The sequence below is a fragment of the Nitrospirota bacterium genome (genome assembly GCA_040755395.1).
Lineage (GTDB): Bacteria > Nitrospirota > Nitrospiria > Nitrospirales > Nitrospiraceae > DATLZU01.
Genome location: JBFMAX010000001.1, coordinates 524,539 through 538,452 on the forward strand (window position 1 = coordinate 524,539; position 13,914 = coordinate 538,452).

General features: G+C 60.9%; 5 protein-coding genes. All 5 read left to right on the forward strand.

The features are described from left to right. Positions 1-33 precede the first annotated feature (33 nt). The 5 genes from AB1555_02665 to AB1555_02685 all read left to right on the forward strand — a co-directional run bounded on the left by AB1555_02665 (position 34) and on the right by AB1555_02685 (position 13,747). Complete coding sequence (locus AB1555_02665; GenBank protein ID MEW6245594.1) at positions 34-4,035, forward strand: filamentous hemagglutinin N-terminal domain-containing protein; 4,002 nt, start codon at positions 34-36, stop codon at positions 4,033-4,035. Positions 4,036-4,142: 107 nt separating this feature from the next. Continuing rightward, complete coding sequence (locus AB1555_02670) at positions 4,143-7,001, forward strand: peroxidase family protein (GenBank protein ID MEW6245595.1); 2,859 nt, start codon at positions 4,143-4,145, stop codon at positions 6,999-7,001. A gap of 167 nt (positions 7,002-7,168) precedes the next feature. Beyond that, complete coding sequence (locus AB1555_02675) at positions 7,169-7,618, forward strand: hypothetical protein (protein ID MEW6245596.1); 450 nt, start codon at positions 7,169-7,171, stop codon at positions 7,616-7,618. A gap of 614 nt (positions 7,619-8,232) precedes the next feature. Then, positions 8,233-11,646 carry a filamentous hemagglutinin N-terminal domain-containing protein gene (locus tag AB1555_02680; protein MEW6245597.1) on the forward strand — a complete coding sequence of 1,138 codons (3,414 nt, stop codon included), beginning with the start codon at positions 8,233-8,235 and terminating at the stop codon, positions 11,644-11,646. A 397-nt stretch (positions 11,647-12,043) separates the two neighbouring features. After that, positions 12,044-13,747, forward strand: coding sequence for a ShlB/FhaC/HecB family hemolysin secretion/activation protein (locus AB1555_02685; protein ID MEW6245598.1), 1,704 nt, complete (start codon positions 12,044-12,046; stop codon positions 13,745-13,747). The last annotated feature ends 167 nt before the right edge of the window (positions 13,748-13,914 follow it).

The window sequence follows — 13,914 nt, forward strand, 5'->3', positions numbered from 1 at the left end:
AGCGTTGGCGAAATCGACCACAGAGGTGCTGGGATGAACGTACCATTGGGATCAAGAGGTGAACGAGCGAGAGCAGTGCTTGCTCGTTGTGCCCTTAGGAGAACAAGGTTTCTGTTTGTCGCTTGCCTTGTAGCCTCCACGACCCTGCACGATATTACTCGAGCGCAGGTTGCAACGAATATTACACCCAGCGGCCTCAACACCGTCGTTACGCCGAACGGCAACGTGTACGAAATCACCGGAGGAACCCGACCAGGAAACGGACCGAACTTGTTTCACAGTTTCGGCGAATTCAGCGTCGGTGCAACGGACATCGCGCGCTTCCAACCAACGCCCTCCACGCTAGGACCAATTTCTCTGGACGCGACGATCGGCAACATCCTCGGGCGGGTCACCGGTGTGAACGGGAATCCGCCTAACATCTCCAGCATCTTCGGCACCATCGACAGCGCCACTTTTTATCCTAAAGCAAATCTGTTTCTGATGAATCCCGCCGGGATCATCTTCGGCCCTAACGCCAGCTTGAATGTGGGCGGCTCGGTCACCTTCACCACGGCCAACTACATTCGCCTCTTTGACGGAGTGAACAGCGCAAACTTCTACGCAGATCCAGCACATGACACGCTGGCGAACAGCATGTTCGCCGTTTCGCCCTTAGTGGACTTTGGGTTTGTGACGCCGGCGGCCTTGGGGTTTCTGAGCGACTCCCCAGCCGGCATGACAGTTCAGGGCAGTACTCTTTCGGTTCCTCTTGCGCAAGCGATCACCTTGGTCGGCGGGGATATTACGATTACGACCGATTCGGAGTCAGGCGCATCAGCCAACCTCTTGGCGCCGAGCGGGGAAATCCGTATCGCCAGTATTGCTTCAGCCGGTGAAGTGTTACTCCCTACGCTCGAGACAGGTTTGAATATCAGCGACCATTCGGTGACGGCATTCGGATCTGTTCGCATAGAGGAAGGAGCCTTTCTCGACGTCACCGACAATGATTTCTCAGGTGACGGACGTGGCGGAGCAATTCGTATCCGTGGCGGACAGTTCATCATGGACAGCGCGACGCTTTCGGCCAATACCCTTGGTGATGTTGATGGCCCATCGCTTGCGATCAGTGTGGACATCACGGGAGGCATCACGCTCGATAATTTCAGCGCGATTTCGGCGGCAACCGTAGGAGCGGGACGGACCGGAGATGTGGAACTTAGGGCTGCTGATGTGCAAGTGCGAGGAGGCTCCGGTATTGGAACCTTTAGTCTAGGGAGCGGTCATGCAGGTGATGTTCGGATAACCGGATCGAATTCTGTCACCATTAGTGGAGAATTCACCAGCGTCACAAGCGACGCCTTCGACATCGGGAACGGCGGCACGATCTCTCTCAACTCCAATACGGTGTTGATCGATGATCTTGCCGAGATCAAGACCGGAACTGATACGGTTGGCCGCGCCGGCGACATCATTCTGGATGTCGGGAACCTGATGGTTTTGCGCGGAGGCAGTATACAGACATTGGCAGGGGTCAGTGGGTCATCAGGTTCCATTGCGATAACAGCTCAAGATACGGTGACCCTGTCAGGCCAAACGAGCACAGGCCTCAATCGCATGACTGACGTGGGAATCACTAGCATCCGCAATCTAAGCAACAGCGATGGCGATAACGGCGGCATCGCAATCAATGCGGATAGGCTTGTTCTCACGAACGACGCGAGCATTAAGAGTGAAACGTTTACCGGAGAGGCCGCCCCGGTGACGATTTCCGCAAACACTGCCGTCACGATTGCGAGCGGAAGTCAAATCATCAGCGAGGGAACGTCGAGCGCGATTGCGCCCATCCACATCTCTGCCCCAACAATTATGCTCGACCAGGGAAGCGTAAGAACCACAACAGTGGGAAGCGGTAACGCAGGGGCCATTACGCTAAACACCACCATAGGCAATCTCATTCTGTCGAACGGCTCGGAGGTTATCAGCTCGACTCAGCAAGGAAGCGGCTTGGGCGGAGCCATCACCCTTTCTTCGGCAGACTCGATCCTGGTATCCGGCAACTCCGTGGTCCAGGCGAGTAGCGGAGTTGATACAGTCGCTGGGCCTCGAGGCAGTGGCGATGCTGGTCCTATCACAGCGACTGCGCAGGATCTCGTGTCACTGTTGGGGGTGGGATCAGGGTTCTTTAGCGAGACCAAAGCGTCCGGTAATGCCGGTGCCATCACCGTCCGGGCCAACGACGTCCAGATCACCGACGGCGCGGTGGTGTCGGCGAAGAGTACCGGATCCGGCGCGGCGGGAAGTGTGACCATCGAAGGCACGGCGAGTCCGGCGCAATCGGTTCTCATCGGCGGGATCGGCAGCGGCGTCTTCACGGAGACTCAAAGCTCCGGGGCGGGTGGCAACATCACTGTGGAATCCCAGCAAGTGCAGTTGGAGGACTCGGCCACGATATCGTCCAAGACCACCGGCTCCGGCAATGCGGGGAATATTTTGGTGAAGACCGACACGTTCAGCATGACCGGAGGTGCGACGATCACCGCCGAAAGCACCGGATCGGGTCAGGCCGGGACGGTCACAATCCAAGGCCTAGACAGTCCGGCTGAATCCATCTTGATCAGCGGCGCGGGCAGCGGCGTTTTCACCACCACTTCGGGCACCGGCGCGGGCGGCGACATCTTCCTCAATGCCAATTCCGTCACGCTCCAGAACGGTGGCACGCTCTCGGCGGCTACGTCCGGCACTGCCGCCTCCGCCATCGGCGGGACGATCACAGTGCACGCGAACACGATCGAGGTCCTGTCCGGAGCCACGATGACCGCGCAATCCACTGGGGCAGGCAGCGCCGGCAGCATTACGGTGCAGGGGTTGGCGAGTCCGGCGCAATCCATCGTGATTGACGGCCCCGGCAGCGGCCTCTTGACCGAGGCGCACGGCACGGGTGATGGCGGGAGCATCACCGTCTCGGCCCACCAGGTGCAACTCACCAATCAGGCGAAACTCTCGGCGACCACCACCGGCGCCGGCGATGCCGGGGATGTTCTCGTCCAGGGCGACACCGTCAGCCTCTTGAGCGGCGCCCGGCTCGAGAGCGGCAGCATCAAGCGAACGCCCACCTCTCCGGCCCCCACAGGCCAAGGCGGCACCGTGACCGTCGAAGGGATTGCCAGCCCGGCTACTTCGATCGTGCTCAGCGGCCCGGGCAGCGGCATCTTCACGACGGCGGAGGGATCCGGCACAGGCGGGAATATCACGATGACCGCGAGCCAGTCCGTCACGCTGACCGACGGGGCAAGCGTCGCCGCCAGCAGCACCGGGCCGGCGAATGCCGGCAACATCGCCATCGACGCCGGCAACTCGTTCTTCGTGCAGGACAGTTCGGTCACAACCAGTGCCACGCAGGCCAGCGGCGGGGATATCTCGGTCCAGGCCAGTTCGATTTTCCGGATGATCAACAGCCAGATGACGGCCTCAGTCCAGCAGGGCTCCAACACCTTTGGCGGGAACATCACCATCGATCCGCAGTTCGTGATCCTCCAGAACCAGAGCCAGATCCTCGCCACCGCCGTGGAGGGCACAGGCGGCAATATCCTGATCGTGACCCCGGTCTTTCTCGCGGATCAGACGAGCATCGTGGACGCCTCTTCGCAGTTCGGCCGGAGCGGGACGGTGACGATCCAGTCACCGACCTCGCAGTTGGCCGGGACCTTGGCGACGCTCCCGCAGTCGGTGCGGCAGGCGGCGGCCCTCAACACGGTGCGCTGTGCCGCGCAGATGGGGGGCCAAGCGAGCAGCTTCATCGTGGCGGGGCGGGATACGCTGCCGGCGGAGCCGGGCGGGTGGATGATGAGTGCCCTCACCCCTCCCCTCTCTCCAGCAGGGAGAGGGGAAACAGTTGAAAGCGCGGGCGCGGGGCAAGAGGCGCGGCGCGACACCCTCACCCCATCCTTCTCCCAGGGGGAGAGGGAGCAGGCCGTGTCATTGCGGCGGATGACGCCGGGCGGGTTCTTGACGCAGGCATTTGCAATTGAGGGGTCGCCAGGCTGCGGCTCGTGACCATCGCGGAGTGAAACCCCGTCGTGAAAACGACGACTGCGAATGATCCGGCGCCTCTTGATTCGACGAGAGAAGTATGCCGATTGAGTGAGTCGAGAGAGTGGCCCATGCGCGGGCGGTCCGCTTTGGTGTTCTTCGTGATCACACTGGCAACCGGAGGGTGCGCCACGATCGATCCGCGGGAATTGGTTGACTGCGTCACGTACGGGCTCGAGGGATTTCGGCCGGTTGCGGCTCAACGCACCGAACGATTTCTAGGCAAGGTGGACAAAGACACCGCTCGCTGTCGGGGCGGGAACAAAGCCGTGGCGGGTCGCGACTTTCCCTGGGTGGACTGGCAGAACTACTGGGCTGCGGGAGATGCCGGTTCCAAGTCGTGGGGCTCCGCGGACGGGAGCGGGCACTTCCCCCCGAATGGACGCGGCATCGACGGGGCCTTGCTCGACCTCGAGTTCCAACGCATGGAGCTGATCAGGTTCAACCTGTTCGACAACAGCGGGACCTACGAGGACTATGTCAAGGGTCGGACGGAGGACGGCAAGCCACAAGACGGACCGACCCTGAAGGTCTGGCAAGAGATGCGGCTTCCGCGCGGGCATCCGCAGTACGAAGTCGTGGGCGGTGATGATCACCAGACCTGCCGCGGCGAGTTGATCCGCTTCCGCACTCTCACCGGCATCTGCAACGACATCCGCAATCCCCTTATGGGCTCCACCGGCCAGCCTTTCGCGCGCAACGTGGAGTTCGAGACCACCTTCCCGGACTTAGGCAAGAACGACATCGTCAAGAACCGCCACGCTGACCGACTGGAGTTGCTCAAGCCCGACCCGCAGATGATCAGTCGCACGCTCTTCATCCGAACACAATCGCAACCCCACACATGCCACGCGGGGCTCGGGTTGCCGGGTAACTCGCCCGAGGCCACCTGCGACTATAAGAAGGCCCCGTTCTTCAACGTCCTGGCCGCCTTCTGGATCCAATTCATGACGCACGATTGGTTCTCTCACCTGGAGGAAGGACACAACCGGGAAGTGAACGGGAAGCCCGACCTCATGCCCGTCGGATGCATGGCTGAGGCCGCCGGCAAGCTCGGATGCCGCCCCGATGACCGGATGGACCGAGCCTCCATCGCGGAGCAGAACGATCCGCCGACCTTCACCCACCAAGGCAAGACCTATCTCACCCGGGCCTATAAGACCACGCGGAATACCGTCACGGCCTGGTGGGATGCGTCGCAGATCTACGGCTATGACGAGCGGTCGCACCAGCGGGTCAAGCGAGATCCGAAAGACCCGGCCAAGCTCCAGATGATCACCGTGGGCCGGCGCGCGGGAGAGGGCGAGAAGCAAGGCTACCTGCCCCAGTTCGATTCAACCGATCCCATCAACCCCGCCTGGGCTGATCAGGAGGCGACGGCGTTCCCGGATAACTGGTCCGTCGGCCTGAGCTTCTTCCACAACGTCTTCGCCCGCGAGCACAACCAGTTTGTGGAGGCGTTCCGCGACCGGCAGCAGAAGACGCCGAACGCCGACAGCGGACTCCGCCATCCCGCCCGGCCCGACGAGGAGATCCCATACAAGAATGTGAGCGACGAAGAACTGTTCCAGATCGCGCGGCTCGTCGTCTCGGCGGAGATCGCCAAGATTCACACCATCGAGTGGACCACGCAACTGCTCTACGACGAGCCGCTCTATCTGGGCATGAACGCCAACTGGCACGGGCTCCTGCGTGGAGAGGGCCCGGTGTCGAGAGCCCTCGAAAAGATCGTGGTGCAATCCTTCGGCAAGTCCCGGGACGCGAAGACAGCCAATCAGTGGTATTCGGTCTTTGCCGCCGGACCGGGGATCTTCGGATTAGGCAGCCGCGTGTATGCCGACGATGCCATCTTCTCCCTCTACGATCCGAAGAAGACAGACATCTGGAGCCTGAAGAATCCCGACCACGTCAACGGGGGCACCAACCACTTCGGCTCGCCGTTCAACTTTCCAGAAGAGTTCATCACCGTCTATCGCCTGCACCCGATGGTACCCGATCTGCTCGAATACCGCGAGCTCAAGAATCCCAACGGCATCGTGGAGAAGATTCCGGTGGTCGAGACGTTCCGCGGCAAAGCCACGCCCGCGATGAGAGACCGGGGCTTGGCCAACTGGGCGCTATCGATGGGACGCCAACGGCTCGGACTGCTCGCGCTCCAGAACCACCCGCAGTTCCTGCAAAACTTGCCGATGCCCGCGTCGCGCACGGGGACCGGCAAACTCGACGTCGCGGCGCTTGACCTCATTCGGGACCGGGAACGTGGCGTGCCGCGATTCAACGAGTTTCGGCGACAGTATGGGCTGAAGACCCTCATGAGCTTTGACGATTTCGTGGACCAGCGGCCTCCCAAGGAGTCGGAAGCACGCAAGGAACAGGAAAAATTAGCGCAGCTTCTGCGCGAGGTCTACGGCCGGCACACTTGCGACGCGTCCAAAATCATCACCACAGCCCAAGTGAACGACGACGGGACGCCGATCAACGACTGCCTCGGACACCCCGACGGCAGCATGGTGGACAATGTCGAAGACGTGGACACCGTCGTGGGCTGGCTGGCGGAGCCAGTCCGGCCCCACGGCTTCGCCATCTCCGAGACCCAGTTCCAGGTCTTTATCCTCAACGCCTCGCGGCGCCTCTTCAGCGACCGGTTCTTCACGTCGAGCTTTCGGCCGGAGTTCTACACGCATCTGGGAGTGGAGTGGGTCACGAACAATGGTCCGGACGGCAAGAAAATGGAACCAAACAAGTCGAACGGCCATGAAGTGGAAGTATCGCCGCTCAAGCGCGTGCTCCAGCGGACCATCCCGGAACTCAAGCCGGAACTCGAACACGTGATCAACGTCTTCGACCCCTGGGCCCGCGACCGTGGGGAATATTACAGCCTGCAGTGGAAGCCGAGGCCAGGTGCGGAGGCGGACGAGGCGTTCAGGTAGCTAGCCTGCGAGGCACAGAAGATTTACTGAAAACTTGCACCCTAGGTCACATTCCAGGGAAATGCCAAGGCATTACTCGCCGCCAAACCAAAGAGGCGGTCAGACGCCCATCAAGTCAGGCAATCGAAGGGCTGCACGGAAATCAGATTCGAACAGGAGGTAGCGGTATGCGTACTCAACACTTTACAAGACTTAGATGGCTTGTTATCGCGGGCGCAACAGTTCTGTTGAGCGGATGTCTGCCTGAGGGCTTTCCCAAGTGTCCTCCTCCTGGCGGGATAGTGAGCACTACGTGTTATTACAAGCTCAAGATTATTGAAAAAGAAACGCCGGAGGCAGGTTTGGTAATAGGCAAGATCTCCGATGACGTCATACAAAAGAACGCAGAGAGACGAAAGCACTGGTTTTCGAGTGGGTTGCTTAGGGAGCTTGTACAGAACGATTACGATCCTAAGGATTATCCCTCCTTTCAATATGCCATCCATGTGAAAGATACAAGCACGATAGAGAAAGGCAACGACTACTATTTTGTGAACGAGCCCAATAGTTACTATCTCAAGCTCTGCGATGCGAAGTGTTTGGAGGATGGGAGGAAAAAGTCGAATGTGGGATCTTAGAGAGGAGGTGCTGTTATGCGCAGGCTCATGGTCGTTCAGGTTCTTACACTGTTGACACTTTGTGGAGGTGGGATCCTATTCGCGGCTGCTCCGGCCCACGCTGAAGAAGTAATCTGCTGTATGTGCAACAGATGCTACTCCTGGTGTGTCTGCCCTGGCGACCACCCGGACTGCGAAACTTGTGCTGTATCAGACCCTAACGTTTCCCAAATCAGCAATGTCGCTCACACGGGAACGCTTGGCATAAGACGGATACACGAGCCGTTGCCTTCCCTTTTCGCCATTGCAAGTGACCCTAATCGACTGACAAGGCTTGCCAGCGCCAAGCCATGTGGCCAGGCTATGGGGAGATTGAAACTATTGAAGGACACTGGCGCTGTTCTGAGCTACGAACACGCTGTCTTGGAAAGCACGGCGGAACAAGACAACGCTGTGGCTTTCCAGGCTACAACCTACAGGAACAGGAAATAGGAACAGACCCGACGCGGAATCAAGGCGTTCGGCCGTGTTCATCCTGGAGGCGGAGGTTATTCACTTCAGGTACAACCGTCGCGACATCAGACCCAAAGGTGAAGGGCAGGCGTCCTCTCATCGAGACACAGGGAGGATGAATCATGAGACGCACATTCCTGTTTCATGACTGGATAACAAGGATACCCGCTGTCTATCAGTACGTTGTGATTCCAGTCCTCAGTGCGGTGTCGTTGTCGCTCCCCTGCCTGTTAGCCTCTGGCCACGCCCAAACACCTATCACGTCGTCCGGACTCAACACGAAGGTCAACTTAAGCACATCAGAGACAGTTCCCGTAGGCAAAGTCCAATACGACATCACTGGCGGGACCAGAGAGGGGACGAACCTGTTTCATAGCTTCGGCGAGTTCAGTGTCCCGACCAACAACATCGCGAATTTTCTCAACACAGGTTCGGTTGATCTGAACGGTAGCCTACTCGCTCCCAATCTACCCACCTCCAACATTCTCGGCCGCGTCACCGGCGGCAACCCCTCCAGCATCTTCGGAACGATTCGGACTACCGACTTCGGCAATGCAAACCTCTTCCTCATGAACCCAGCCGGGATTGTCTTCGGCCCCAACGCCAGTTTGAACGTCGGTGGGTCGGTGACCTTCACCACCGCGAACTATCTACGGCTGGCAGAGGCTGGCGGAACGAATGCGGGAATATTTCACGCCGACCAGGCAATGATGAATAGCGTGCTGACCAGCGCCCCTGTGGCGGCGTTTGGATTCCTGGGGTCAAATCCCGCAGCGATTTCTGTCCAAGGCAGCACCTTGGCGGTTCAACCTGGCCAGTCAATTTCCCTTGTAGGAGGGCACCAAGGATTCTCCTATTCCAACCCGGACACCGGCGTTATGGCTTCCGTGTCAAACGGCATGACCGTCATTGGTGGCAAACTCTCGGCTCCGCGAGGTCAGGTCAACCTAGCCGGCACCGCCTCGCCTGGAGAATTTCTGGCAGGAACCTGGGAGCACGCCGCCAATACCAGTGGCGAATCGTTCGGATCGCTGGGTGCGATCGAGGTCACGCAAAAATCGGCCATCGATGTGAGCGGCGCCGGTGGGGGCACCGTTCGTATTCGCGGCGGCCGCTTCGTGTTGAACGATTCAACGATCTTCGCCAACATCACTGGTCCCGAGGTGGCCGCTCCGGGGGGCGGCATTGACATTGACGTGGCTCAAGATGCGGTGATTCAGAACGGCGCAGTCCTTCAAACCAATGTATCCGGCAATGCCACACCCGGTGTCCAATACGGCGGCGTGACCCTCAAGGCCGATCGCATCGAAATCTTGGGATCCCAGGATTTTCAGAGGCGACCCTCTACAGGAATTGCGTCCGAAGTGGCCCTACGCAGTACGGGAGGCAGCAGTGGTGATATCAACTTGGAAGCCGACTCGATCCTCATCAAAGACTTTGGAACATTCTCGACGCGGATAACTACGCGAACGCGCGGTGTCGGCAACTCGGGCGACATTACGCTGAAGACCACGGGCAACCTCGAAATCGACGGCGTCGTTTTTATTACGACAAACTCATCGTCATCCCCCTCTGGAAATGCCGGGTCCATCGAGTTGATCAGTACCCAGGGAAGTATCTCCATGACGAACGCACCGTTCGTGAGTTCCCAAGCTCTAGCAAGTAGTACTGGAACCGTCGGAAGTATCACGGTTAGCGCACCAGCCGGTGATATTCTCTTGGCTGATGGAGTTCTTTTTACACGCATCGACGGGACCGGGGCGAATGCGGGAAAGGGCGGGATTCAGCTTACCGCACAGAATCTCACCATAGAAAATGCCGGCATCCAAATCGACAATTTTACGCCCTTCCAGCCGGGAGATATGACCGTGAACCTTACCGGCCGCTTGAGCCTGAGCGGCACGTTGTTCCCCTCTACCCTTCTGACGACCACACGGCGATCGGCACGTTCTGCCGATCTCAACATCACGGCTCATGACGTTCTTCTTACCGACGGCAGCCTGGTCGCCACGGAAACGTTCCGAGACGGGGATGCGGGGACTCTCAATTTCTTTACTCAGAACCTCGAGATCACTAACGGCGCGCAAATCAGAAGCAGCAGCCGATTCAATCCGTTTCCTCCTCCGGGCCAGCCACCTGAAATTCCATCCGGTGCAGGGGGAACTATCACCATCCAGGGATTGGCAAGCCCGGCGGAATCTATCCTGATCGACGGTCCCGGCAGCGGCATCTTCACCAACACGGAGGGAAGCGGCGCAGGCGGGAGCATCAGCCTCTTCGCCAATTCCGTCACGGTTCAGAATGGTGGAAAGGTGTCGGCCGCCACCTCGGGTTCGGCGACTTCGGCGACCGGTGGCACAATCACCGTGGAGGGTAGTCAGGTACAACTGGATACCGGCGCGGTCGTCACCGCCGAAACCAGCGGCCCGGCGGACGCGGGCAATATCCTCATCAAGGCCGACACTTTCAGCATGACCGGCGGCGCGACGGTGACGGCGAACTCGACCGGCTCAGGCGCCGCCGGCACCGTGACCATCGAAGGCACGGCGAGCCCGGCGCAGTCGATCGTGATCGACGGAACGGGCAGCGGGATCTTTACTACCACCTCGGGCACCGGCGCGGGCGGCGACATGGACCTGTTCGCCGACACGGTCACACTCCAGAACGGCGGCACGCTGTCGGCCACAAGCACAGGCACCGCGGCGACTGCTGTCGGCGGCACGATCGGCATCACCGCCACGGAGTCGGTGAGCCTGACCGGCGGCGCGTCCATCGCGGCGAGCAGCAGCGGGCCGGCCGACGCGGGGAACATCGCCATCGACGCCGGCAACTCGTTCTTCATGCAGGACAGCTCGGTCACGACCAGTGCCACGCAGGCCAGCGGCGGGGATATCTCGGTCCAGGCCAGTTCGATTTTCCGGATGATCAACAGCCAGATGACGGCCTCAGTCCAGCAGGGCTCCAACACCTTTGGCGGGAACATCACGATCGATCCGCAGTTCGTGATCCTCCAGAACCAGAGCCAGATCCTCGCCACCGCCGTGGAGGGCACAGGCGGCAATATCCTGATCGTGACCCCGGTCTTTCTCGCGGATCAGACGAGCCTGGTGGACGCCTCTTCGCAGTTCGGCCGGAGCGGGACGGTGACGATCCAGTCGCCGACCTCGCAGTTGGCCGGGACCTTGGCGACGCTCCCGCAGTCGGTGCGGCAGGCGGCGGCCCTCAACACGGTGCGCTGTGCCGCGCAGATGGGGGGCCAAGCGAGCAGCTTCATCGTGGCGGGGCGGGATACGCTGCCGGCGGAGCCGGGCGGGTGGATGATGAGTGCCCTCACCCTCACCCCTCCCCTCTCCCTAGCAGGGAGAGGGGAAACAGTTGAAAGCGCGGGCGCGGGGCGAGAGGCGAGGGGCGACACCCTCACCCCATCCCTCTCCCAGGGGGAGAGGGAGCAGACCGTGTCATTGCGGCGGATGACGCCGGGCGGGTTCTTGACGCAGGCATTTGCAATTGAGGGGTCGCCAGGCTGCGGCTCGTAATGACTGTATCGAGGTAGATACGCGGCGTATCTAGGTCGATACGATTAGGCGGCGTGGCAGGCTGGCCTGCTTACCTGCCCCAACAGGAATAGGACGTTTTTCTACGCAGAAGCGCGGAGTTATCCTTCGTGCCCGGTCGAGGGGTCTGGGCTGCTGGTGGGCACGGCAGTTGCGCTCTTCATCGTAGCGGTGAATGGAGCCTATGACCGGTCCGGCGGGCGAGAGGGGGGAGGGAGCGGTTGCTCGGGAGGAGAAAACCCCCTCAATCCACCCCTCACCCTGGCCCTCTCCCGCACGGGGGAGAGGGGATAGAGATCAGGAGGAGGGAAAAAGAGATCGCCCTCGCCCCTTTGGGGAGAGGGGTGGGGTGAGGGGAATTCTCAGGCTTTTTATTTTTATGATGATGGCCACACTGACAGCCTCGCCGGTCTTTACGCAGGTGCTGCCGCCGATCTTTGACCCGACGGGCCGGTCCGGCGAGCCGCCGGCGCCCTTGAAAAAAGAATTCAAGCCGCCGACGCCGCCGCCCAAACCCGCCTTGCCGCCCGTGCCGGTCCCGCCGGAGGGCGGCATTGAAAAACAGATGCCCAAGATCCGCGTCTTCGTCCATGACATCCATGTCGTCGGCAGCACGGTGTTCTCGGACGCCGAGATCGATGAAGTCGTCGCCCCGTTCCGCCAGCGGATGCTCACGACGGAAGATCTGGAGCGCCTGCGCCTCGCGCTCACCTTGATGTACGTGAACAAGGGCTACATCACGTCCGGCGCGATCATTCCAGACCAGGACGTGACGTTCGGCGTGATCACCTACCAGATCATCGAAGGGACATTGACGCGCATCGACGTCGAAGGTAACCGGTGGTTCCGGACGTCCTATCTCCGCGATCGGGTCGCGCGCGGCGTGACGACGCCGGTGACCCTGGCGCCGATCCAGGAGCGCCTGCAACTGCTCCAGCAGGACCCGCGCATCCAGCGGATCAACGCGGAACTGCGGCCCGGCGACCAACGCGGCGAGAGCGTGTTGAATCTGCGCGTGACGGAAGCGAGCCCCTTCAAGGCCTGGCTGGAGTTCAACAACTTTCAGACGCCGGTGGTGGGCGCGGAGCGCGGGCTGGGCACCGTCGCGCATCAAAATCTGACGGGCAACGGCGATCCGTTCAGCTTCACGTACGGGCGGTCGCGCGGGGTCGATCCGATCATCGACACGTTTTACACCTTGCCGCTGAACCGGTATGACACGACGTTCACGGCCTCCTATCGGCGCAACGATTTCCTCGTCATCGAAGCGCCGTTCCGGCCGTTGGACCTGCGGGTGCAGGCGGAGATCATCGGCTTCACCTTGCGGCATCCGGTGGTCCGGACGCTGTCCGACGAATTCGCCGTCGCGATCGTCGGCGAGCGCTTGTACAACAAGGTCACGTCGATCTTCGACGTTCCCGGCGTCGCCTCGCTCTTCATCCCCGGCTCGTCGCCGACCGGCGTGAACACGGTGAGCGCGTTGCGCTTCGTCCAGGAATGGACGCACCGCACGACGAATTCCGTCTTTGCCGCGCGGTCGCGGTTTACGGTCGGCATCGACGTGCTGGAAGCGACCATCAATCACGGGCCGTTGCCCGACAGCCAGTACTTCGCCTGGCTCGGCCAGATGCAGGGCGTGCGGCGCTTCGACGACTGGTGGGGCTTGCAGCTCCTCGGCCGCATGGACCTCCAGGTGGCGAACGACCGGCTGTTTCCCTTGGAGCAGGTGCCGGTGGGCGGTCGGTTCAGCGTACGGGGCTACCGCGAGAATACCCTCGTGCGCGACAACGCGTACCTGGCCTCGATCGAAGCGCGCTGGCCGTTGTGGCGTTCGGCGGCCGGCGAGGACCGCCTCCAGTTCGCGCAGTTCATCGACCTGGGGCGCGCCTGGAACGCGAAGGGCGGGACGCCGGATCCGGAGACGTTGGCCAGCGTGGGCCTCGGCGTCCGGTGGATGGTTCTGCCGCAGGACCGCGCGCGGTTCGAGGTCTATTGGGGCGTGCCGTTGAATCACGTGGAGACGCCGGGGGGCAATTTGCAGGATCACGGGATTCATCTGCAGTTCGTGGTGCAGGCGTTGTGAAAGCCCCTCACCCTTGCCCTCTCCCCGGATAGGGAGAGGGGAGAGAAAATAGACCCCCTCCCTGGAAAATGGAGGGAGAGAGAAAATGGCCCTCTCCCCGGTAGGGAGGGGGAGAGTTTTTTGAATCACCCTCGCCCCTTTGGGGAGAGGGGAGGGTGAGGGGGGAT